This window comes from Pseudomonas californiensis (assembly GCF_021147775.1).
Taxonomy (GTDB): Bacteria; Pseudomonadota; Gammaproteobacteria; order Pseudomonadales; family Pseudomonadaceae; genus Aquipseudomonas; species Aquipseudomonas californiensis.
This window is the reverse complement of sequence record NZ_JAGTPK010000009.1, coordinates 124845-145484: the sequence shown is the minus strand read 5'-3', so window position 1 is coordinate 145484 and position 20640 is coordinate 124845. Positions and strand designations below refer to the sequence as shown.

Annotated in this window: 39 protein-coding genes; 23 read left to right on the top strand and 16 right to left on the bottom strand. The window is 57.2% G+C overall.

Translation table 11 applies throughout. From position 1 onward, the window contains the following. Positions 1-6 precede the first annotated feature (6 nt). Positions 7-201 (top strand): hypothetical protein, encoded by a 195-nt coding sequence (locus tag KDX37_RS11315; RefSeq protein WP_231652789.1) that lies wholly within the window; start codon positions 7-9, stop codon positions 199-201. 258 nt (positions 202-459) lie between these two features. Here the strand turns inward: KDX37_RS11315 and KDX37_RS11310 are convergent, their stop codons facing one another. The 14 genes from KDX37_RS11310 to KDX37_RS11245 form a co-directional block, all read right to left on the bottom strand. Next, entirely contained in the window at positions 460-771 is a 312-nt protein-coding gene (locus tag KDX37_RS11310; RefSeq protein WP_231652788.1) for a hypothetical protein, read from the bottom strand. A gap of 81 nt (positions 772-852) precedes the next feature. Further along, positions 853-1443, bottom strand: coding sequence for a hypothetical protein (locus KDX37_RS11305; protein WP_231652787.1), 591 nt, complete (start codon positions 1441-1443; stop codon positions 853-855). Next, on the bottom strand, positions 1440-2057 hold the full coding sequence (locus KDX37_RS11300) for a lambda exonuclease family protein (RefSeq protein ID WP_231652786.1): 618 nt from the start codon (positions 2055-2057) through the stop codon (positions 1440-1442). Before KDX37_RS11300 ends, KDX37_RS11305 begins: the two co-directional genes overlap by 4 nt. Then, positions 2041-2823 carry an ERF family protein gene (locus KDX37_RS11295; protein WP_231652785.1) on the bottom strand — a complete coding sequence of 261 codons (783 nt, stop codon included), beginning with the start codon at positions 2821-2823 and terminating at the stop codon, positions 2041-2043. The genes KDX37_RS11300 and KDX37_RS11295 overlap by 17 nt, the downstream gene beginning before the upstream one ends. A 10-nt stretch (positions 2824-2833) precedes the next feature. Continuing rightward, positions 2834-3991, bottom strand: a complete 1158-nt coding sequence (locus KDX37_RS11290; RefSeq protein ID WP_231652784.1) for a hypothetical protein — start codon at positions 3989-3991, stop codon at positions 2834-2836. 56 nt (positions 3992-4047) lie between these two features. Continuing rightward, on the bottom strand, positions 4048-4512 hold the full coding sequence (locus KDX37_RS11285; RefSeq protein WP_231652783.1) for a hypothetical protein: 465 nt from the start codon (positions 4510-4512) through the stop codon (positions 4048-4050). A 124-nt stretch (positions 4513-4636) separates the two neighbouring features. After that, on the bottom strand, positions 4637-4846 hold the full coding sequence (locus KDX37_RS11280; protein ID WP_231652782.1) for a hypothetical protein: 210 nt from the start codon (positions 4844-4846) through the stop codon (positions 4637-4639). Next, the gene (locus tag KDX37_RS11275) at positions 4843-5373 is read right to left on the bottom strand and encodes a hypothetical protein (RefSeq protein WP_231652781.1); all 531 of its coding nucleotides are present in this window, start codon (positions 5371-5373) and stop codon (positions 4843-4845) included. Before KDX37_RS11275 ends, KDX37_RS11280 begins: the two co-directional genes overlap by 4 nt. After that, entirely contained in the window at positions 5370-5570 is a 201-nt protein-coding gene (locus KDX37_RS11270; protein ID WP_231652780.1) for a hypothetical protein, read from the bottom strand. Before KDX37_RS11270 ends, KDX37_RS11275 begins: the two co-directional genes overlap by 4 nt. Beyond that, complete coding sequence (locus KDX37_RS11265; RefSeq protein WP_231652779.1) at positions 5567-5968, bottom strand: hypothetical protein; 402 nt, start codon at positions 5966-5968, stop codon at positions 5567-5569. The genes KDX37_RS11270 and KDX37_RS11265 overlap by 4 nt, the downstream gene beginning before the upstream one ends. Before the next feature lie 17 nt (positions 5969-5985). Further along, the gene (locus tag KDX37_RS11260) at positions 5986-6411 is read right to left on the bottom strand and encodes a hypothetical protein (RefSeq protein ID WP_231652778.1); all 426 of its coding nucleotides are present in this window, start codon (positions 6409-6411) and stop codon (positions 5986-5988) included. A gap of 20 nt (positions 6412-6431) precedes the next feature. Next, positions 6432-6665, bottom strand: coding sequence for a DUF551 domain-containing protein (locus KDX37_RS11255; protein WP_231652777.1), 234 nt, complete (start codon positions 6663-6665; stop codon positions 6432-6434). A gap of 775 nt (positions 6666-7440) precedes the next feature. After that, a complete protein-coding gene (locus KDX37_RS11250; protein ID WP_231652776.1) occupies positions 7441-7689 on the bottom strand; it encodes a DUF1654 domain-containing protein in 249 nt (82 codons plus the stop codon). 222 nt (positions 7690-7911) lie between these two features. Then, entirely contained in the window at positions 7912-8175 is a 264-nt protein-coding gene (locus KDX37_RS11245; protein ID WP_231652775.1) for an IPT/TIG domain-containing protein, read from the bottom strand. On the opposite strand from KDX37_RS11245, the gene KDX37_RS11240 reads away from it, so the two are divergent. After that, positions 8174-8353: a hypothetical protein gene (locus tag KDX37_RS11240; protein ID WP_231652774.1), complete on the top strand. Its 180-nt coding sequence runs from the start codon at positions 8174-8176 to the stop codon at positions 8351-8353. The genes KDX37_RS11245 and KDX37_RS11240 overlap by 2 nt on opposite strands. On the opposite strand, the gene KDX37_RS11235 is transcribed toward KDX37_RS11240, so the two are convergent. Continuing rightward, the gene (locus KDX37_RS11235) at positions 8348-9100 is read right to left on the bottom strand and encodes a LexA family transcriptional regulator (RefSeq protein ID WP_231652773.1); all 753 of its coding nucleotides are present in this window, start codon (positions 9098-9100) and stop codon (positions 8348-8350) included. The two genes, KDX37_RS11240 and KDX37_RS11235, sit on opposite strands and share 6 nt — an antisense overlap. Before the next feature lie 109 nt (positions 9101-9209). On the opposite strand from KDX37_RS11235, the gene KDX37_RS11230 reads away from it, so the two are divergent. From KDX37_RS11230 to KDX37_RS11165, 14 genes are all read left to right on the top strand, one after another. Further along, positions 9210-9404 carry a Cro/CI family transcriptional regulator gene (locus tag KDX37_RS11230; RefSeq protein ID WP_060765666.1) on the top strand — a complete coding sequence of 65 codons (195 nt, stop codon included), beginning with the start codon at positions 9210-9212 and terminating at the stop codon, positions 9402-9404. 28 nt (positions 9405-9432) lie between these two features. Continuing rightward, positions 9433-9660, top strand: a complete 228-nt coding sequence (locus KDX37_RS11225; RefSeq protein WP_231652772.1) for a plasmid mobilization protein — start codon at positions 9433-9435, stop codon at positions 9658-9660. A gap of 19 nt (positions 9661-9679) precedes the next feature. Then, on the top strand, positions 9680-9901 hold the full coding sequence (locus tag KDX37_RS11220; protein WP_231652771.1) for a hypothetical protein: 222 nt from the start codon (positions 9680-9682) through the stop codon (positions 9899-9901). A gap of 69 nt (positions 9902-9970) precedes the next feature. Continuing rightward, the gene (locus tag KDX37_RS11215) at positions 9971-10774 is read left to right on the top strand and encodes a Rha family transcriptional regulator (protein WP_231652770.1); all 804 of its coding nucleotides are present in this window, start codon (positions 9971-9973) and stop codon (positions 10772-10774) included. Continuing rightward, a complete protein-coding gene (locus tag KDX37_RS11210) occupies positions 10774-11559 on the top strand; it encodes a Pyocin large subunit-like protein (RefSeq protein WP_231652769.1) in 786 nt (261 codons plus the stop codon). Before KDX37_RS11215 ends, KDX37_RS11210 begins: the two co-directional genes overlap by 1 nt. After that, a complete protein-coding gene (locus KDX37_RS11205; RefSeq protein WP_231652768.1) occupies positions 11556-12287 on the top strand; it encodes a replication protein P in 732 nt (243 codons plus the stop codon). The genes KDX37_RS11210 and KDX37_RS11205 overlap by 4 nt, the downstream gene beginning before the upstream one ends. Next, positions 12284-12628 (top strand): hypothetical protein, encoded by a 345-nt coding sequence (locus KDX37_RS11200; protein WP_231652767.1) that lies wholly within the window; start codon positions 12284-12286, stop codon positions 12626-12628. Before KDX37_RS11205 ends, KDX37_RS11200 begins: the two co-directional genes overlap by 4 nt. Then, the gene (locus KDX37_RS11195) at positions 12625-12813 is read left to right on the top strand and encodes a DUF1382 family protein (RefSeq protein ID WP_231652766.1); all 189 of its coding nucleotides are present in this window, start codon (positions 12625-12627) and stop codon (positions 12811-12813) included. The genes KDX37_RS11200 and KDX37_RS11195 overlap by 4 nt, the downstream gene beginning before the upstream one ends. Further along, positions 12810-13280, top strand: coding sequence for a phage protein NinX family protein (locus KDX37_RS11190; protein WP_231652765.1), 471 nt, complete (start codon positions 12810-12812; stop codon positions 13278-13280). The genes KDX37_RS11195 and KDX37_RS11190 overlap by 4 nt, the downstream gene beginning before the upstream one ends. Next, positions 13277-13903: an ead/Ea22-like family protein gene (locus KDX37_RS11185; protein ID WP_231652764.1), complete on the top strand. Its 627-nt coding sequence runs from the start codon at positions 13277-13279 to the stop codon at positions 13901-13903. Before KDX37_RS11190 ends, KDX37_RS11185 begins: the two co-directional genes overlap by 4 nt. Then, positions 13896-14366 carry a hypothetical protein gene (locus tag KDX37_RS11180; RefSeq protein WP_231652763.1) on the top strand — a complete coding sequence of 157 codons (471 nt, stop codon included), beginning with the start codon at positions 13896-13898 and terminating at the stop codon, positions 14364-14366. The genes KDX37_RS11185 and KDX37_RS11180 overlap by 8 nt, the downstream gene beginning before the upstream one ends. After that, a complete protein-coding gene (locus KDX37_RS11175) occupies positions 14363-14887 on the top strand; it encodes a hypothetical protein (RefSeq protein ID WP_231652762.1) in 525 nt (174 codons plus the stop codon). The genes KDX37_RS11180 and KDX37_RS11175 overlap by 4 nt, the downstream gene beginning before the upstream one ends. Continuing rightward, the gene (locus tag KDX37_RS11170) at positions 14884-15498 is read left to right on the top strand and encodes a recombination protein NinG (protein ID WP_231652761.1); all 615 of its coding nucleotides are present in this window, start codon (positions 14884-14886) and stop codon (positions 15496-15498) included. The genes KDX37_RS11175 and KDX37_RS11170 overlap by 4 nt, the downstream gene beginning before the upstream one ends. A 58-nt stretch (positions 15499-15556) precedes the next feature. Next, positions 15557-15919: a hypothetical protein gene (locus KDX37_RS11165; protein WP_231652760.1), complete on the top strand. Its 363-nt coding sequence runs from the start codon at positions 15557-15559 to the stop codon at positions 15917-15919. On the opposite strand, the gene KDX37_RS11160 is transcribed toward KDX37_RS11165, so the two are convergent. Further along, positions 15916-16185: a hypothetical protein gene (locus tag KDX37_RS11160; protein ID WP_231652759.1), complete on the bottom strand. Its 270-nt coding sequence runs from the start codon at positions 16183-16185 to the stop codon at positions 15916-15918. The genes KDX37_RS11165 and KDX37_RS11160 overlap by 4 nt on opposite strands. A 163-nt stretch (positions 16186-16348) precedes the next feature. Here KDX37_RS11160 and KDX37_RS11155 point away from each other — a divergent pair, with 163 nt between their 5' ends. From KDX37_RS11155 to KDX37_RS11125, 7 genes are all read left to right on the top strand, one after another. After that, complete coding sequence (locus KDX37_RS11155) at positions 16349-16675, top strand: MFS transporter (protein ID WP_231652758.1); 327 nt, start codon at positions 16349-16351, stop codon at positions 16673-16675. After that, positions 16672-17001, top strand: coding sequence for a hypothetical protein (locus KDX37_RS11150; protein ID WP_231652757.1), 330 nt, complete (start codon positions 16672-16674; stop codon positions 16999-17001). Before KDX37_RS11155 ends, KDX37_RS11150 begins: the two co-directional genes overlap by 4 nt. Before the next feature lie 9 nt (positions 17002-17010). Further along, positions 17011-17448, top strand: coding sequence for an Ntn hydrolase family protein (locus KDX37_RS11145; protein WP_231652756.1), 438 nt, complete (start codon positions 17011-17013; stop codon positions 17446-17448). Further along, positions 17445-18068, top strand: a complete 624-nt coding sequence (locus KDX37_RS11140) for a hypothetical protein (protein ID WP_231652755.1) — start codon at positions 17445-17447, stop codon at positions 18066-18068. The genes KDX37_RS11145 and KDX37_RS11140 overlap by 4 nt, the downstream gene beginning before the upstream one ends. A gap of 258 nt (positions 18069-18326) precedes the next feature. Further along, complete coding sequence (locus KDX37_RS11135; RefSeq protein ID WP_231652754.1) at positions 18327-18629, top strand: hypothetical protein; 303 nt, start codon at positions 18327-18329, stop codon at positions 18627-18629. 139 nt (positions 18630-18768) lie between these two features. Continuing rightward, positions 18769-19098 carry a hypothetical protein gene (locus tag KDX37_RS11130; protein WP_231652753.1) on the top strand — a complete coding sequence of 110 codons (330 nt, stop codon included), beginning with the start codon at positions 18769-18771 and terminating at the stop codon, positions 19096-19098. A gap of 96 nt (positions 19099-19194) precedes the next feature. After that, complete coding sequence (locus KDX37_RS11125) at positions 19195-20640, top strand: hypothetical protein (RefSeq protein ID WP_231652752.1); 1446 nt, start codon at positions 19195-19197, stop codon at positions 20638-20640.

The window sequence follows — 20640 nt, the reverse complement described above, 5'->3', positions numbered from 1 at the left end:
ATACAGATGAGCGAAGGCAGGGAAGTAGCGTTGTTAGCGGCGCTGAAAGCTGTGATGGCCACAGTCGCGGATCGGGGTTTTGATATCGATGAGCTGACAGAAGCCGCAGCGGAACGTTTGATCGCTGCCGCGGGCCGGTATCCGCGCCGATCATCAGCTGCGATATACGAGATTGAGCTGGCGGCTGATGCGGTGGCTTGAGTCGATGAAGTGCGATATCTATTGAAAGCTCGGCATAGGGCCGGATCAGGGAGTGAAGATGGTTTTTCCGAACAGCTGCTGCAGCAAATCTATTGAGGCGTACGACTTTGATGAGAGGCTCGGAGAAATGGAGGTGATCGGGGGTAAAGACATAGTCGGACAGAAATTGCTTCTGAAGTGCCGGCAGTGTGGCGATGAATGGAGCCGCGAATACAAGAGAGGCGGTGATCTTTTCTGGATAAAAACCAAGGAGGTTGGTCAGCCCTCCTGAGAAATCCTCAGCGCCTCCCGCCGATACGCAAGCTCCAACTTCCGCGCCACAACCGGTGATACGGTGATTTCGTGGCGCGGAATCTCAAGCATCGGCAATGCGCCTCCCGGTCCCAGCCCGTGCAGATGGTGAATCATCAGCGTCAGCGCCTCGCCTTGTTCCTCGATGCCAGCCCAGGCCATCAAATCAGCCAGCGCCTGCTTCGTGCCAGGCCTCACCCTGAGCCGCAACTCTTCCTCGCACGCCTTCTGCCGTTTGAGCGCCGTACGCTCGTCCCGCTGTTTCTGGGTCAGTGCCATGGCTCAGCTCCGTGAAGCCGCTAGGCGGCAAGTGAAATTGTTCAGCCCGCCTGTTGCGGCGGACCTTTGTACTGAGGCGCTTCAACGCCGCTTTCCGGGCTGCCGGATCGGAAAGTCGATTCCATAGTCAGCGATTATCCTGTTCACAAGCGTATCGCTGACGCCCATCGCGGCGGCTGCCTGCTTGCGAGCCAGACCCTTATCGCGCAGCTCTTTGATTCGGATGACGTGTAGAGCGTCTGCAACTGGGTCGACCTTCGGAGGGCGAAGGTTCGGGCATGGGTCGTGCTGCTTGAACTGGAGCCCATGCTCATCGGCCAGCCGGTTGAGCAGGTAACGACTGATGCCCGTTTCTTTTTCAACCTTGCTCTTGCTTGACGTCGGAGCCAGTTCGCGGATTCGCTGTACGAGCGCATCGTTGACCTGGGTGCGGCCGCTGCTGGAGTTGCGTACCTGAGTCGGGGTTCTTTTCCGCTCACGCTTGGCTGGCTTCGGTTCCTGCTGTTCCCGGAACTCGCGGCCGTACGCTTTCGCTTCAGGCCGTGGTCTGTTGACGAATCCCTGAAGCACTTCGACCGTTCCGCCCTTAGACATAAATTCAGCCATGGCTGCAGCCAGTCGATTCGATTCAATGCTGTTGCGCTGGATGGCGCTCAGTTCGGTAGTCATCATGCGGCGATCCCCAGGACGCGATTCATGCGCTTATCGAGAATTTCATAGAAGGTTTCGACCCGCTCCTTGATCTTGCGGATCATGGCTTCGTCCCGGTGCAGGCGTTTGACGAAAAGCGGCATGCCGGGCCAGTAGCTGATGAAGTCGATCCACTCGCGTTCCGATGCCCAAAGACCACCCTGGCACTGCGCAACGTGCTCTTTCGGCACCTCGCCGGCGAGAATCACGCCGACCTGAAACTTGGGCAGCTTTGTCTTGATCTCGATCAGGCCATCGTCGCCAATCAGGGCGTCCGGTGAATAACCGATGCCGTGGTTAAGGATGATTCCTACCTCACGGCTGGTGACATCTTCGCGAGCCTCGTACAGTCCGCGAGCTGTCTGCTCCTGCTCATGGCCTCGGATGGTGGCCTTCGTCTGGAACGGCAGCTCAGCGGCTTCCTCAGTGATGCGCTCACCAATGAGCTGATCCATGTAGGTGAATGCAGCAACCCCGAAGCCGGCGTGACCTTTGCCGTTGACCAGCAGGCACTCCAGCTCAGATGCGGTAACGATGCCCAGGCGCAGGGCTAGCCATTCCGGCGTGCCTTGCTCAATATCAGTGACTATTTTCATCGGCTGCCCCCTGTGCTGCGGCATGTTGTGCGGCTGACTTGGTGAGCATGCCCAGAACATTGTCGAATATTGCTTTCTCGACCGAAGCCGGAGTGCCGTGGATCTTTCCGAAGGCCTCTTTGGCTTTGTCGCTGCATTTGTCCAACAGCGTCGCCAGCTGGGTAGCCTGGACAGAAGTGACTCTGGGAGTGATCTGTGCGACCGGGCCATTTCCGTCATCATCCTCACCGGTTGTGGTGATGTTCAACAGCAGGCCGGCTGTGTAGCGCTTGCCGTAGCTGACGCTTGACGCAACGGCTTGAACGCCATTCTTGCTTCCGGTCGCATCTACTGGCAGAACAATTGAGGTGACTTCTCGGTGCCCGGCGCGATGACTCAGGACGCCTTCAACTTCGATGCCTCGCTCGTTACGCGGCGTGCGGAAGGTGATGGCGAAACCATGCTTCGCCATCACCGGCTTGATCATTTCGTTCACGTCTTCCCAAAGCGCGTAGGTGCTTTGAATTCGGCCGTTTTTGTCTTTGATGCCGCCGCGCTCGCCTATCACCGGCATTTCTTCCTGCATCTGTGCCAGCGCTTCGTCATACATCTGCTTAGCCGTCTGGGCCTGCATGCGTTCGTGCATTTCCATCAGACGCTCAAGCTTGTTGATGTCGCAGGTTGGGTCGGAGGCTGCGCGGCTGATCACCGCCATGATGCTTGTGTCCGAGCTGATCGGCGTCACTACCTGGCGACGCTGCTCGGGCATGATGATATCTGTGGACATACTGGCTTCCTCAGTACTGAATGCTTATGTTTGGGATCTTGCGTTGAGCTATCAGCTTTACCGCTTGCCGGGCGCAGTCTTCCGGCATGCCGCCAGCGATGAAGGCTTCCATTGCAGCGCGCTTGATTGACCCCTTATGCGCCGTGTCGGCTGCGCGGAGGTCTTGCTGGCGAACGATCTCAGCAGCGGCCTTGTTGGCGCGGTCAACCTCAGCCAGTCGCGCACGCTCTACCGCTTCCGCTTGACGCTTCTCAGCGGCGATGCGTTCTTGTTCGGCGCGTTGGTTTGCTGCGATCCGGTCCTGCTCAGCCTGAAGCTTTTGGCGCTCCGCCTGCTCGGCCTGCAGTTGGATCTGCAAGCGCTGTCGTTCGGCTTCTGCCTCGGCGTCGCGAAGCTTCTGCTCGGCGGCGCGCTGCTGGGCTGCTGCATGATCCTTCAGGTCCTGCTCTCGCTTGGCTGCCGCATCGCGCTCGGCCTGGGCCTTCTGTTCAGCCTCAATCCTGGCGCGCTCGACTGCCTGACGGGCAATCTCTGCATCGCGCTCTTTCTGCTCGCGCTCGGCCTTTTCGGCGTTGAACCTGGCAATCTCCGCCAGCTCCGCTTCGTGCTTGGTCCTTTCGGCCAGCAGGAAGCGCAGGGTAGTCAGCGACCGGTCTTTAGCCTGAGCAGCCTCTGCCAGGAACTCTTCCCAGCTTTCGTTGATTTCCACCAGTTCAAGATCGGCAATGATCTGAGCGACGTGCGCTGCGCTGGGCGTCTCAACGAAAACAGCCAGGTCCTTGATGCGCTGGATACCATCGTTGTGAGCGTCGATCCGCGCATCGTTGGCCTTTTCCCAGTCGGTCAGAGGCTGGCGAGTCGCGTCACGCAGTGCATCCATCTTGGTGACAAATTCGCGCAGCTCGGTTTCGACGACCTTTGGCATTTCCTTCAGTCGCTTCAGGTATTCCCGGCCCGGTTTTTCCACGGCCACCTTGGAACTGCTTACCTTGGCCGCCAGTGAGACGATTCGATCACGGCCCTTGCGAGTGGTCAGGTCCGGGACTTCCGCAGTCACCTCAGCCGTTACAGCTTGGAGGAACTGGTTCAGGCCGCCAGTGACGTATATGGCCGGCGCGTTGTCTGCGCTGACGTCGTCGATGGTGATGACTTGCTGTGCTTCGGACACGGTCGCTCCTTGCGCCATACCGTCACCGGGGCGCTGCGATTGAATAGGGAAGGGGGTTAGTAAGGAATAAAGGATTCCGCTGCCCAGGGGGCCGCTGGCGCTGGAAGATCAGGCAGTGGAATAAATGCATTTCCGTAGAGGACCGCCTGAAAGAGCGCTATCCGTTGCCCTTTGCTCATCAGATTGAGCATTTTGGCTATTGAAGTTGCGGCCAGGAATCGCCTGTAAAACTGATCACTGAAAGTAACGATCAGGTTTAAGTCGCCATGCGAAAAGGACTGGAATGTCAGCTCGTCCTCTCCGAGGTATTCACTGATATCACCGCAATCACTGCCGTCATTTTCGAAATCGTACTCAACCAGTCTTGGCTTTAAATGATTCTCGAAAAGATCCAGATCCGTCAGAACGAGAACATCTTGGTCAGTATTGGTTGGGGCCGGATCACATGTTACGCGGCTTCCAACCAATTCATGATTGAGGCAGGCCCCGCGCAGCACCTCAAGCTTTTGCTTAATGTCCATTTTGAAGTTCCTTACTGCGTTATATGATCGGCCAGGGACAGCGCGAGCATCAGGAAGGTGAAGGCGGCGATAACCGGGAAGCTGCCACGCCAGAAGATCATGCGCCGACGGCGCTGGCTGGCAGTCATGGCTGAACTCGTACCGCGTAGGCAACAGTCCACTCACCGCACAGGCAGTAGCGCCTGCTGAACGCATGAACATTCTCAATCCCGGCGTCATACGCCTGAGAAAGTGCGCCGGTCAGCGTGCGGTGGGTGAAGGCCAGAATGATTCGATCTGGCGGCAGATCTTCAAGCTGCTCGTCGATCAGGGATTTCACGATCGGGCTTGTCATGGCGTCACCTGCTTGCGGTAGCCGGCGTCGTAGAGATCGGCGAAGAGATCAGCATTGGCGTAGCAAGCGCAGTCCTTTTGCATTTGCTTTACTGCCTTCTCTCGCTCTTCCGCCGCGATCTGCTCGGCGGTGCGGAGAGGGCGGAACTTAATTTCCTTTGTATGGCTACACCTTTCCTCGTCATCACCGGGAGAAGCTGTGATCAGGTAGGCGTCACCGAGATAGAGTACCTTTCTCTTTTCCCAGTGATTTTCCGACCACGTAGAGTGCTGCAACTCACACTCCGTACCAGCAGGCGGCGGGCCTTCGCCAGTCCATTCTTTAGGGCGCGACGTCTCGTAGCTGAATTGAGCGCGTGTATGGTTATGCGCTTCGAACCCGTCGCCCCCGCCATACCCGAAAGCCGCCGGTCCATTCAAACCCAGATACACCTGCTCGCCAATCCAAACCTCTTGGATCGTGCCGCCGAAAGCATGCAGGCCGTGAGCCACCGCCCACTCAGGCGCCTTACTCCAATCAATCTTCATGCCGCTCTCCTTGGCGCACACATCACAGCCTTTCGCTGACGGGCGCAGTAATGGTTGAATTCTTCGAGGGTGATTGCTTCGTTGAGCCAGAACTCAGTGATCCGGCGAAGCGCTTCGATTCCGAGAGGGTCGGGACCGTCGTAATCACTGATGACCTCAATGAACTTGTCGATGAGGATGTGTGCGCTGACTTTCACAGTTCGTCGTCCTCGCGCTGGGCGATAACACCGTCAGCCGCCAAGGGCCGAAGTAGGCCCTCCGCAATCTCAAACAGTTTGTCGCGTGGCCTGGCTGTTCCGATGAGGTAGCCAGCCACAGAAGCGTTTGGCTGTCCGTGGAAGCTGCTCAGGACGATCTGGGCGAAGAAGTCTTCCCGGTCCTCACTATCGATCTGGCGCTGATTCAAATGGTCCTGCAGGGCCGTCAGAAACTCCGAATGAGTCACCGACCGCTCAGCCTTGCCGCGCCGCTTGAACTTGACGTCCGCGCCGTGGATCAGCAGGTCGGCATGCGACTCGACCCACATCCGCTCGGCGGGTGTTCTGGGGTATACCGGCCTGCCTGTCAGAGGCAACACCTTTGCTGCTGCGTTCATGGTCGCCTCCGTCGGCGTCAGTCGGTGTAAGCGATGTACTTGAATTTGCCGTCGCGGAAGTATTCGAAACGTCCGCCGAATGTTCCAAGCACCTCTTTCTCTACCTCTTCACGACTCAGGTTTGGCGGATAAACGCCTTCCTTGATCATTGAGCTGCTGCTATGCAGCTTCGCAACCCAGTCGATTTTGGTAGGGTCAAGCACTCGCGGCCTGGTTTGGATGTAAGGCAGATCGCCCATGCTGATGCAGGCGATTTCTCGAACACATAGAGGATCGTCGGCAGCGCGCCAACCGCAATCAGGGCAGCACATGTCTGCCTCTTGATGACGCCAGCACGGCGCTGAAAGATGACAACTGCAGTTCTCTACATCCTCAAGCTCAATCGAGCCTCCGCATCCTTCGCGATTGCAGGTATCGCCCTCGCAATATCCGAAACCTTTCATGGTCGCATCCAGGGGCTGGGTTATTCAGTGGGCGGGGCAGGGAGTGGCTGCCAGTGGGTGGGCGTGTGCAGCTCATCCTTGTCGCCTACAAAAACCTCATCATCTGCATGTGTGAATCCACGGAACGAGCCTTCAAAGAACGTGGAAGGCTCAACCCACCGACCGTGGGTCGGAAGATCGAAATTGAAGCCGCTGGCCAGAACGTGCTGAAGCTCTTCGGGCATGCTTTCGCTGCACTTAATCCATTCACTCATCACTCAATCCTCAGTCAGTGAACTCCTTCGACTGAACTCTCAAGAACGGGTATCAGCCATACAGGCGCCGGGGAGGGTTCAGTCGGGGGAGTTCCGGGGGTGTGCTGGTGTTGAACCGCGACCCGCTACTGGCGTCGGTCGCGGCTTGCTGCGTCATCGGTGATGGCCCGTTGCCCGCTGCTGATTGCAGGGCTGGCCGGTCGTGGTCGTTGGTTGGCGGTGAGCTTCCTCCCCAGGGCGGCAATCAGCATCTATTCGCCTTGGATCACGGGTCCCTACAACATGCACGCTGCAGCTCGTTTGCCCGGTAGGTGGGCAGGGTGCATGAGGTCCGGCGTTCCCAGCCGAGGCTATCGGGATCGCTAATTCAATTCGGTCTTGCTGGGTTCCGTTATATGCCACGGTTTCCTAGGCTGCCTTTCGGCTATCTCCACCACGCCAGGTGCGAGTCATCTCTCACCAGCGCCGCACATTTCGTGTTCGGTGCATTGCCAGTTTGTCTGCGTGGTTTCGCGTGCTTGCATGAGGAAGCACGGCAGCTGCCAGAGGCTGCATGGACGACGGTTTAGCTTTCTCGCCACCGGGTTGGCCGGTACGTCGTTGGTTCACGTCAAATTGTGTAAAGAGCGGTTCGATCCGCTGGGCCTGTTGAGGGGCTGTTGCGTTTCGATGGATGAACAATACCGCCGGTATTGTATGCAGGTCAATACCTCCGGTCATATATTTTTTGATTGGCGTAAAAAAGCCCGCAGCAGAGGCGGGCCCAGGCGGTCGGTCAGTCTTCTTTCGGCACGATCCAGAACAGCTGTATCAGGCCGTCGTCGCGATGAGCGATGGTGACGTTCTCGTTTTCGGCTATCTCGTCCAGGATGCGGTCCCAGTCGGCTGGATCATCATTCGCAGATCGCTCCAGCAGCACCGACTTCGAGAGCTGAGCCTTGGGTGTGTTTATAGCTCTTTGGATTCGCATGCCCAGCAGCTCGTAGGAGGAGGGTGGTTTGGGTGCTGCCTTAGCTTTTGCCATCTGAATATCGCTCCTTTTCTGTATGGATATACAGTATTTGGCATTCTGGTGGATGGCAATAGAGAAGAGTACATTTGTACTCCTGTAATTAGCAGGCAAAAGAAAAGCCCGCGATGGGGATCAGCGGGCTTAAAACACTTGGGACCGGAACAATCATATGGGGCGAGGCGTGAAAAAATTGTAACCGCAGCAACGAAAAGCCCGGCGCTTGGCCGGGCCACATCATGGTTTCCAGTGAGGCCCGCGCTTCAGCTTCGCCACGAATTCAGACAGAAAGGGGTTTTGATCTGCGTATCCGCCGAAATCTCCGGGAGCAAACCGCCACTCACCACCACCCCACAAAACATCGCTGTTTGTTGGCTTCTCGGGGTGCGACACAACCATGCAGTCACATATAGTCGTATCCTGATGGACCATCGCAACGACGCACGGCGTATTGCCGACGTAGATCCAGTCGCCAACCTTTATTTCGGGACGTTCAGCCATGAATGATTTTACTCCTAAAGAACGTGTGTTTAAGTCGCTTGAGTACATCGCTGAGATTCTGGATTCAGGCGAAAACCTTGAGGCCAGGCGCTACGAGATAACCCGAAACATCAAAAATGCTCTGTCTTGGGAGTCAGAGCTGATCAACAATTCGGCAGAAAATCGCGAGGCGTCATAGATCCCCGCCGCGCCAAATAACCTTGCCGATAATGCGATGCTCATTCACTTCACTGCGCGCCAGCATCACGTCGGCATAGTCGTCGCAGTCGTCGTTGTCACTCCGAATGATCCAGCCGCCCAAGGCGGTTTTGATCAGCCGCTTAACGATTGCTCCCCTGTCCGAGCTGGTCAGCACGAAGACCTGGCCGTCAGCGGGCTCCGTCTTGGATGTATCCAGCAGCAGTACGTCGTGGTGGTTGATCGTCGGCCACATGCTGTCGCCGTCGGCAGAGATCGCTATCAAGTGTTTGGAGTTGAGCCCCTTGGCGCGCAGCCAGTCCCGCTTAAATGCGAGAGTGTTCACCGACTCCACGTGAGGGTTCTCATGCCCGAGGCCTGCCGCCGCCTTCGCGGTGTACTGCGGAATGAAGGCGAAGTTGTCGTCACGCTCGCTGTCCGGCTCGTCATCCGAAAGGGCGGGTGTATCAGTGAGGTTTTTCAGTTCGTTGGCCAGGCGCGTGCTGAATTCCTCAATCGGAACCTTCAAGTGTTTCGCGAAAACTGAAGCGGCCTTGATGTTGAGCGCCGTCCGGCGATTCATAAAATGACTAACCGCGCCCTGCGAAACACCTTCACCCAAGTCCGCAGCGATCTTGTCTTGAGTAAAGCCAAGCTCTGGTTTTTTGCGCGTGTAGATGGCCTTCAGAAGATCGCTTTCGCGGATCTGCTCATCTGTGAGGGGTAGTTTTCGGCTGTCTTTTTTCATGCAGCGATCTTATTACCTACGGTATTCGCATAACCAATATCGCCGGTATTGACTATCAACAATACCGGCGGTCATACTTGCGCGGAGTTTCTACATTGAGGACGCCGCGATGCGCCGTATCCCGCTTACCGAATTTGCCAAAGAGCATGGCCACACCAAGGCCGCGCAGATGCTCGGCTGCACACAAGGAGCCTTGAGCAAGGCCATTCGTGTAGGCCGAGACGTATTCGTAATCCTTGAAGAGGACGGCAGCCTTTCTGCTCAAGAGCAGCGCCCGTTCCCATCCCAAAAATCAGCCGCTTAAACCCATTCATCAGCCACAGGAGCAACACATGTACGAGGTCAACAGCCACAAGCGCAGCGAGGTGAGCAAGGTGCGTTACCGCCCAGATGAGATGTGTCAGCTGCGCCGTGAAGCCGCAATGGCTGGCATGCAGCTCGCGACCTACATCAGAAAGCTTTCGATGCTCGGTCGTGAGCTCGGTGCTGCCGACGTTATCCGCCAAATGAATGGTCTGGACGATCAAGAGCAGGAACAGGAACAGCATAAATCGGCCTGAAGGCCCTATGGAGGGTCAAGTGCTCGAAAACTACTTCGACTGCCTGGATGTAAAGGCTCAAGAAGAGGTTCGACAGCTTGCTGCAGACCTCGGATGGAGCCTCCAAAAGGCAGCCCAGGAATACCTGAAGGTGGCGAAATCACTGGCCGTCGTCAGCAGTGTTGAGCGGATGAATCGAAAAGCCCCGGTGCTGAATATCGCAGGGGAAAGGCCCCCTAAAAAGGGACTCGACAGCGGTTAAACACGAATTTTAGGCAAAAAAAGCCGGGGTAGTGACCCGGCTCTTTCAACAACGTGATGGAGCCATTTTATGCAAATCCAGCCACAAAGCAATACCCCTCAATCCGCGCCACGTTTTCGCAACTCTGAAAACGTGGCGCGCACGATGTCATCGCGAGAAATCGCCAATGTCACCGGTAAGCGTCACAACAACGTGAAGCGCGACATCGCGTCGATGCTTTCCGACCTTGAAGAAGATGTGCTCAGTTTTGAGCACATCTATTTGGACGGTCAGAACCGGGAGCAGGTCGAGTACCTGCTTGACCGTGAGCTGACCGACACCCTCCTGACGGGTTACAGCGCAAAGATGCGTCGCGCCGTCATACGCCGCTGGACCGAACTGGAAGGCCGAACTGCTGCCCGTCGGTCAGTGATCGCAAGCGGAACGAAAGTCGTGGGCGAGCTCGCCATTATGGAGTGCTACACGCGCCTACTGAAGCCTGCGCCATCAAGCCAGGTACTCATGCTTGCCCAGATCGCAAAGAACAACGGCTTGGAATCCAGCTTCCTACCCGGTTACACCGTTGATGCCGACCCCGAGTCCCTCAATGGTTCCAGCATGCCCACCAAGGCACTGACGCCTCTGCTCAAAGAAAACGGAATCCCCAGCACCGCCGCGGCATTCAATCGGCTGCTTGAAGCAAAGGGCTTTCTCAAGACCCTTGAGCGCAAGAACTCGAAACAGGAAATGGTCCCTTTTTGGTCCGTCACTGAGAAAGGTCTGCGCTACGGCAAGAACCTGACCAACCCAAACAGCCCGCGCGAGACGCAGCCGCACTGGTACGTCGATCGCTTCCTTGAACTGGCCGGCCTTGTCGGCAAAGGACGTCCGTAATGGCCGGAGACTGGATCAAAATGCGAATCGACCTTCAGACGCATCCGAAAGTATTCCGCATGGTGTCCGCATTGAAAGCGGACAGATTGCGGATCATTGGCGGACTGCATGTTGCCTGGAGCATCTTCGACACCCATTCCGACGATGGTGTACTGCATGGTTACACCATTGAAGCTATGGACGCTGTTGTCGGCTGGCCGGGCTTCACTCAGGCCATGATCGACGTCGAGTGGGCATCCGTGCAGGACGACGGAAGCCTTGTAATGCCTCGCTTTGACGAGCACAACGGCACCAGCGCCAAGCGTCGGGCGAACGATAACGAAAGAAAGCGTGCTGCTCGCAAGCCTGATTCTGTCCGCAATTTGTCCGCTAGTGATGCGGACAGTTTGCGGACCAGAGAAGAGAAGAGAAGAGAAGAGAATATAGATCAAGATCAAAAGCTCTCTGCGCAGGCTTCGAGCGACGATCTCTTCGCAAAGTTCTGGAAGCTCTACCCGAACAAGAAGGGCAAGACAGCCGCCGAAAAGGCGTGGAAGAAACTCAAGGTCACTGACGACCTGTTCACCCTGATCGGCCAGGGCCTGGCCAAGCAATGCGCTTCCCAGGCTTGGACCAAGGATGGCGGCCAGTTCATTCCGCACCCGGCGACATGGCTGAACGGCAAGCGGTGGGAGGACGAGGTTCAGCCTGCGAGCAACGTGCACCAGTTCACTGCGCGTCGACAGGCTAACGGCCCTGACTACTTCGACAAGTCGTGGCGCACCGATACGAGTGATGACCTATGAAAAACGTCACTCAGATGATCCCCGGTGCAGCACGCTCTCTGTCCACCGCCGCCCCTTATCAGGCCCCGGCGCAAACCGGCACGCAGTTGGGCGTTGTGGATGACGCCACCGGTGAAGTTGTTGAGCGCCTGTTTCGCCAACTGCAGGCCATCTTTCCGGCCCACAAGCAGGCATGGCCTGACGACAAGGCCAAGGCCGCTGCAATGCGCAACTGGACGATGGGCTTCATGGCCGCTGGCATCCGCACGCTTGAGCAGATCCGCTACGGAATCGAGCAGTGCCGTAAAAGCGGCTCACCGTTCGCTCCAAGCGTCGGCCAGTTCATTGGCTGGTGCACACCTGGACCTGAGGCGTTCGGCCTGCCAGCGAGCGCTGACGCATGGATGGAGGCACTGATGGGCTCGTACAGCCACGAAGGCGTCAAGGTTGCTGCCATCGCCACCGGTTTGTTCGACCTGGCTCAGTGCAAGCAGGAAGACAAGGGCATGCGCCAGCGCTTCGACCGCAACTACGCGATCGTGATTCGCCGCGCCCAGGCCGGACAGCCTCTGGACGGAAAGATCCTGACCGGCATCGGCCACGACAGCCAGAAGTCTGCGCTTGAGCTGGCCGACGAACTCGCCGACCAGAAGGCCCAGGCACGAATCATTCAGCAAGGAATACCGGTAGACGGCGCATCTGCGCGTGAGCTGCTGATGGCGAAATTTGGAAGGAGGGCGGGGCAGTGAGTAACGACAAGATGCGTACGGGGTTTGAGGACTGGATAAAGGGTCAAGAAGACTACTTCGGTGATGCGACCAAAAGTCTAAGCCGTTGTGATGAAGACCCTGATGAATACCTTTGCGGCGCAGTGCATGGTGCGTGGATGGCATGGCAGGCCTCCCGCGAGGCGCTGGTGATTGATCTGCCTAAGCCTTTCGCAGTGATAGGCGACTATGCCGCTTGCGGCGGGGGCAGGGCGGTTTGGGATATCGAGCATGCTGAAAAAATACATGACCGCATGTGCGAGAAGACCGCCGTGTATGACAGGGCTGGCCTGGAAGCCGCTGGCGTGAAGGTGAAGCCATGAACCGCGCAAACCCAGCACAACTGCGCCAGGCCCTCGAAGTGGCTCACACCCTGACCAAGTACGGGATCAACTTCGTGTGCATGCCAGTGGTAGACGAGGCCGACGGCCAGAACTTGCAGGATCAGGCCCAAGCCCGCCTTGAGCGCATGGCATTGATCGCGGAATCAGCGGAGAAGCAGGTATGAACGAATTCGTTGCAGTGAAGACGGCCGATCTGGTAGGTGCTGCGCTGGACTGGGCAGTGGCGAAATTGCAGGGGCTACCTGTAGCTTTGGCAGCTCCGGCGTACGGCAACGGTTGGCGAGTTCGCTTTGATCTGCGTACCAATCAGGAGAAGTACAGCCCGTCCACCGACTGGAGCCAAGGCGGGCCGCTGATCAATTCCAACCAGATCTTCCTCGAACCGCCTCGCGAAGTACACCGCGCATTCCTCAACGAGAAAAGCGGCAGAGTCAGTGGAGTCTGGCAAACATACGAAAGCTGGCACGCAACCGTAAGTGCCAGGGTCAGAACGCTGCCACCAAAACACGAAGGCTTTCCGGGGCTCGTCGGCCGCGGAGAGGGCGACACGCCGCTCATCGCCGCATGCCGCGCCATAGTCGCCTCAGTACTTGGCGAAACCGTAAGCGTGCCAAAGGAGCTGCTGTCATGACGGTCGATATCGAAAAGCTGGAAGCGCTGGCCAGGGCTGCAACACAGGGCGAATGGACGTGCAGCGATAAGCATGACGGTCGGTTCTGGCATATCGGTTGCGGCAACCAAGCAATTGGCTCCACCCATGCAGCCAGCAAGAAGGCTAATCCGCGCTACGCCGAAATGTTCGAGGCGAACGCGAAGTTCATCGCCGCCGCCAACCCTGCCGCCGTGCTGTCCCTGATCGCCGAGAACGAGTCAGCGCACAAGCACTGGCAAAACGAATCGAACAATGTGCAGGTGCTGGTGGCGGAGGTTGTCCGGCTCAAGGCCGAGAACGAAGCACTGCGCAAGATCATCAGCGAATCGGCCACCGCATGCGGTGCGGCAGTATCGGTTGATTGCAGCCTGGAGTTCATGGCGATGTTGCCGACTGAGATTGGCTTGGTAGTGGGAAGGCTGCGCAAGAGTGCTGATCGATACGAGTGGTTCAGGTCCCAGCATTGGGATAGCTCCGCGATCTGCGCCGTTGTAGATCCAAAGCTGACCACGAAGCTGGGTGCCTACTGCCCGAGCGGAAAGCTTTTGGATGACGCGGTTGACGCCGGTATTTCCATGAGCAAGGAGGCGAGCCATGACTGACAAGATCAGCGTGAACTGCCAATCCAAGCTCACCGAAGCCGTAACGCGCATGACCGCGATGTTCCGCGAGAAGAAGTTCGTCGTCGTCTCGCTGCGCCCAGGCAAAGACCGCACGCTTGACCAGAATGCGCTGTGGTTTGCGTTCTACAAGCGAATCTCAGAAATGACCCAGATCGGCGACGCCAGTGAGGCGCGCAAATACTGCAAGTTGCACCACGGCGTTCAGATCCTGATCAACGAAGACGAGGATTACCGCGCAGCCTGGCACCGGACCACCAAGCACCTGAGCTACGAGGAAAAGCTCGGCCTGATGGGCGACAGCAAGCTGCTCGGCCCGGACGGATTTCCGGTCACCAGCATGTTCAACCGCGCCCAGGGCATCGCGTACACCGACCGCATCCTGGCGGAGTTCACTGCGCTGGGTGTGTTCTTCGGGGATCTGGTCGGGGAGGCAGCAGCATGAATAGCATCAATCAAGAGGATCGTCTTCCTGGGGAAGAGTGGGCGGACATTTCAGGATTAGGTGGGCTTTGCGAAGTCTCAACGCTGGGCAGGTGCAGAACTGTACCCAGAGCGCTAGGCAAAAAAGACAATCAAGGGAATCTAACAACTGCGCACTATGGTGGCAGATACCTAAAAGTAGAGATGGTCACTGGACGCTTTTATGTAACTCCCAGGGTTGACGGAAAACTCAAGAAGATCAGGCTCCCTGAGGCGATCATGGAGGCGTTCAGGGGCGAGACTTCAGAAGGAAGGAAGGTTGCATTTTTAAATGGCGATAGTGGAGATCTCCGCCTGGAGAATCTTGGCTGGCAAGGAAAAAAGACCAAGCCAGAGCGCGAGCTTAGCGAGCAGCAGATAGAAATAATTTCGAGATGCGCTCTATCTGAGCAGGATTTGGCAATTCTCATGGATATGAGCGCGTCAAGCATTCAGGAGATTCGCAGTCTTTCCAGACAGCAGGCAGAGAAGGTGGGCGCATGAGACGCACGCCACTGCAACGCAAAACCCCGCTCACGTCCATCGGTAGGCGCCGCAAGCGCTGCCCATCCTGCCGAGTGATGTTCACTCCCGACCGGACAGGCCAAGCAGTATGCGGGGAGATCGATTGCGCCATTGCTCACGGTCAGTCGGAGAAGGGCCGGACTATCGCCGGGAAGGCCTTGGCCGAAGTTGGTCGCCGCGACATCAAGGTGCGCAAAGCGGCCCTGAAAAGTCGCGCAGACCACCTCAAGGACACGCAACATGCCTTCAATGCCTGGATTCGTGCGCGTGATGCCGGTCAGCCATGCATAAGCTGCGGGACCACGGCCGACGTTCAGTACTGTGCGGGCCACTACAGGACAACGGCGGCCTGCCCGGAGCTTCGATTTGAACCGCTCAACGTCCACTTGCAATGCAACCGCAACTGCAACATGGGCAAGTCCGGGAACCTGCTTGGCTACCGGCCGCGCCTACTGGAAAAAATCGGCGCAGAAAAACTTGCCTGGGTCGAAGGCCCCCATGAGCCCCAAAAATACACAATTGAAGAACTGAAAGCCCTGACGGCCAAGTACCGGGCACTGACCAGAGAATTGAAGATGGCTGCAGCTTAGCTCCGCTTCGACGCTGACCAGGCTCAACGCAACACGATAAAAATCAGGAGTGCCCGCCATGCCAGAGCAAATGACACTTGAGCTGCAACATCAGCCGATTCGGCCAAAGCTTCTGGTCGTTTATCTGGCGCGGGCCGATTTAGGCCCTCAGCCTGAGCAGTTGGCAATCGACTTCACCGCCCCCGTTCTTGCATTGGTCACCCGGATTCCCCGTTCCCCCATACGCAGCACGATCTGCGCGGGGGCGACGATGGTTACCCGAGACGGCGTTACGCTCCCGGCAGCAGAGTGGGCCGCACGCCTGGGGCTGAAATGGCAAACCGTGAAGATGAGACGGATGAGGGGGGATAACTGGACTGAGGCGCTGGCCCCAGAGTTGAGGCGCAGCACCTTCATGTCAGGATGGCGGATGCACGCTTAACGCCAGACGTGCAGGGTTTTGTCGCTGTCGCCTTCCACGGCCTGACGTCGCTTCAACTCGCCAAGAAGCGATTCAAGCCGGTCGATGGCGTCTGCAGTCAGCGCACCGCCCACGGCTGCACATTCATGAGCGCCCGAAAGCGAAATGACCAGCAGCACGTCAGAAGGGTGTTTCGCCATGTCATCACCCGCGATGCCCATGGTTTCTGTGACAGCGATGAAGACGGTGTCTCGTGTAGATCCGAGAGTGTTCTGAGATTTGCTCATGGAGGATGCCCCGTTTGGTTGAGGCTCAAGTCCATGTGACTGACGGTAGGTGCGCAAGGCTTGTCCGGTGAATTGAGTCACATACCCTTGATGGCAAGTAGCAATCACGCCGAAGGGCCGCTCATGATCAATCAACTCAGCACTTATGCATCGGAGGTCGAACATGGAGTTCGTGGCTCGTCTGTTCGATAAAATCGATGTCATCGTGGCTGGCTTTATCGGCACCGTTGTCGCCAGCTGGTGGCACCGTGACGACCTTGCAGACTGGCGAGCCTGGATCATCTTCATGGTGACCGGCATCGCCTGTGCGCTCTACCTGACTGGAATGGTCAGTTCATATCTCGGCATCACCGAACCCGGCAGTGTGGCGGGCGTCGGGTTTCTGCTGGGAACCTTCGGCGGCTCTCTCATGACCGCTATCAACCGTGCGATCAAAGCCGCTGACCTGTGGGCGCTCATACGCTCCAAGTTCGGAGGGGGCAATCCATGAACACGCAATTTCTCAGCCCGGTATTCATCGGGATGATCGTCATCTGGGCCATATGGGCCGTATTCAGCCGCAAGGTACGTGATGGCGTCATCGGCAAACTGATCTACGCGACTATCGCGCTGTCGGGTTACGCCATTGTCCAGCGCAGTGAGACGTTCTTCATCACGCCCACCGTAGCCGGTGTCACCTTTCATGCGAGCCTGGCCTGTGCCGGCGCTCGACATATCTTCATGGTCACCTGGTGGCCTTCAGTCAAGAAATGGCTGTGCCGCAAGATGAGCTGTGATGCTTGCGTGGAGTGCGTCAATGACAAGCGGAACAAGTGAGGCCCGATCATGACAACCATCGCATACAAAGATGGCGTGATCGCCTATGACACCCGGCAAACTAGAAATGGTTCGATCGTTTCTGATGACTGCTCGAAATGCGAGATAGTCGACGGCGTGAGCTTCTTCCTGTCGGGCTGTGTGTGCGACGAGAAGGGATTGATCGCCGCCTACTTCGGAACACCCTCGAAAGATCCTCTGGAGTGCTCAGGGTTTGTCGTTGATAACGGCAAGCTGATGTTGGTCGGGCATGACGATAAGACGGGTGTATGGAAGCAGCCACTCGACCTTTCGAACCCCGATGCCATTGGAAGCGGCTCGGCCTATGCCCTGGCAGCGATGGATATGGGCGCAAGTGCAGAAGATGCAGTGCGCGCCGCGATGAGGCGGGATATCTACACAGGCGGTGTCGTTCGCTGCGTTGCCATCGAGAGCGTTGAGTCATGAATGCAAAAGCGCTACCGGACTGGGAGCTGATCGAAACCCTGTACCGCGCAGGCATCCTCTCTGTTCGCGAGATTGCAGCGTCCCAAGGGATTACTCACGGCGCCATCAACAAGCGCGCCAAGCGTGATTCGTGGGTGCGAGACCTAAAGGTTAAGATCAAAGCCAGGGCTGATGCGCTGGTATCCAGGGCGGCGGTATCCATGTCGGTATCCACGGATACCCGTGTTACCGAGCAGCAGGTGGTGGCAGCAAATGCCGACCTAACCAAGACGATCAGGCTCGAGCACCGTTCGGACATCGGCCGCAACAAGACGCTGACGATCAAGCTCCTCGAAGAGCTTGAGTCTCTGTCAGATAATCGCGAGCTATTCGCTCGGCTTGGTGAGCTGATCGCATCAGTAGAGGAGGGCGGGGACGACGGCCCGACCGATGCGTACGAGAAAATGCAACAAACCTTCCGTGGGGCTCTTTCACTGCCGAGCAGAGTGAAGATGAACAAGGAGCTTTCTGAGACCTTGCGGGTGCTGGTAACACTTGAAAGGCAGGCATACGGCATTGATGATAATCCCGAAGAGGAGACATTCGCTCAGCGTATGGACCGTCTCATGGGTGACCAGTGAACTCGCGCCACGAAACGCAAACTCAGCAAATCGTGGCGCGAAAAAAGAACTGGCTCATCCGCGCGCCTGGGTACAAGCCGTTCCCAATGATCCTGATGGACGGGCCGCTTGATCACGATGAGGCGCTGGCATTCGCCCGAAGCATATGGCCGTCTTGTTCGGTAGGGTGAAGGCGCTTGCAATCCCTCCCCAGTCACAAATCCTGATGGCTCCTGATAAGCATATCTTGACCTGCAATCCAAACCCGGAGCCTCACTGATGAAAATGAAACGATCGAGCATTCTGTCACTCTGCATCGCACTGCTGTTTTCCTGCGGCTACGCGGTCGCATCGCCCGAGCCACATCGGTTCACGATTAGCGACACGCCGAGCCACTTTTACGTAGGAGCCGAAGAACAGGCCAGCACCAAGGTCCTGCGCGAGATTGCGCTGATCGAATGGCAGCATGCGGTCGCCAAGGAATCGCGCTTCTCCAGATCCGACATGCATGCATCCAGTGCTGGCTTCGTTTTCACCTCCGTAGCACCGGAGCTCAACGACGACGGTTTGCAAAATACCTGATTGATTGCCTTCGGGCAGATACAGAAAAGCCCGCCCACCATCGCGGGCTTTTTCACGCCTGTTGCACAGGAAATACAGTCACATAACGTCGCCACATCATTCGAGTGTTCAGATGGGGTGGGGCGTGAATAGAGAAAAGATGGATCTCATCGATCGGATTCTTTCCGGCGAGAGTTCGGACCCTCGGGTTTTGGAGTTTCAGCGCCTGTATCAGCTTCAAGTGGAGGCATACCTTCCTGTATCAAATCTGTGTCCCGGCCCAACCACTCGTATCGCTACCCAGCAAGAGCTTGATAAAGCTAACGCTAGGGCTGAAGGCGAGCTTTACACATTCGATAACTACCTGATCGCCGATCCTCACCCGCTGGATATCCGGGCGATGGATCGACTGGCAGAGGCTAAGCGTCATATCGCTGAGCTGCTGGGTTTGGTTGAGCCTGAGCCAGTTAGCAAAGTCGAGCTGGCCTAACCCATGTCAGCCGACTCCCTGTTCGTTCAGCTCATGTCGAGTGATGAGATGTTTTGCGCTAGAGCTTTGAAGATTCGCACAAAGGCTGGCGACATCATGCCGTTCGTGTGGAATGACGCCCAGCGGCAACTTCATGAGCGCCTTGAGTTGCAGCTTTCTCTTGCCGGCTGGATACGCGCCATCGTGCTCAAGGGTCGGCAGCAGGGAATTAGCACTTACGTTTCAGCAAGGTTCTACAAGCGCACAAGCAGCAAGAAGGGGAAGCGCACAATGATCCTGACCCACCTTGACGCTGCCACACAGAACCTGTTCGGCATGGCAAAAACGTTTTACGAGCTGTCGCCCAGTGTCGTTCGACAGAAAATGAAAGCCAACTCAAGTACTGAGCTGTCCTTTGAGGAGTATCGCAGCGGTTACAAAGTCGCCACTGCGGGCAGCCCCGGCGCTGGAAGGTCGGACACAATCCAATATCTGCATGGCTCAGAGATGGCGTTCTGGCCAAATGCACAGAAGATCATGGCGGGCTTGGGTCAGACGGTTCCGATGATCGAAGGCAGTGAGGTCATCATCGAGTCCACTGCAAACGGCATGGGAAACCTTTTCCACCAAATGTGGCAGCTGGCGGTCGCCGGCAAGTCCGACTACATGGCCGTGTTCATCCCTTGGTTTGTCGAAAGCGGCTACCGCCGTGCCGTCCCGAAAGACTTCGAGCTGAGCGAAGACGATTACGAATACATGGAGGCTTACAACCTTGATGAAGAGCAGATGGCCTGGCGGGCGGGCAAGATCGCCACTGACTTCGCCGGCGACGTCGACTGGTTCAACCAGGAATACCCAGCCACCCCGGACCTAGCATTCCAGAAGGTTGGCCACAAGCCGCTGATCAAAACCGTAAAAGTTTCCTTGGCGCGCAAGAAAGAGATCAAGCACGAGCGTCGCATCGGCGCCCACGTGGTCGGCCTTGACCCGGCGCGCGGCGGAGATACATCGACGTTCATTCACCGCCAAGGTCGTGTCGCGTGGGGCATTGAGCGCAACAACGTGCCAGACACCATGGCCGTGGCAGGTCAGGCCGCCCGCATGCTGATGGACGACAAGACCATTCGCATGATGTTCATCGACATCGGCGGGCTTGGCGCCGGCATCTACGACCGACTCGTAGAGCTTGGCTTTGGTGATCGCGTGACGGCCGTCAACTTCGGATCTGCCGCCAGCGACTCTCGCAAGTACGCCAACAAGCGCTGTGAGATGTGGGGAGAGCTGGCCGAGTGGGTTCACGACGACATAACGCCGTGCATCCCTGATGACGACCAGCTTCACAGCGACCTGACGTCGGTGGCCAAAGACAAGTACACGAGTAACGGCCAACTCAAGCTTCTGCCCAAAGAGGAAGCCAAAAAGATTATCGGCAGATCTCCGGACGACGGCGATGCGCTGGCCCTCACATTCGCAGAGCCAGTCTCTGCCGACGACGAATTCAAAGACGACTGGAGGGCTCAGATGATGCGCCGAAACGCCCGCAAATCAGCGATGAGTGCCTGA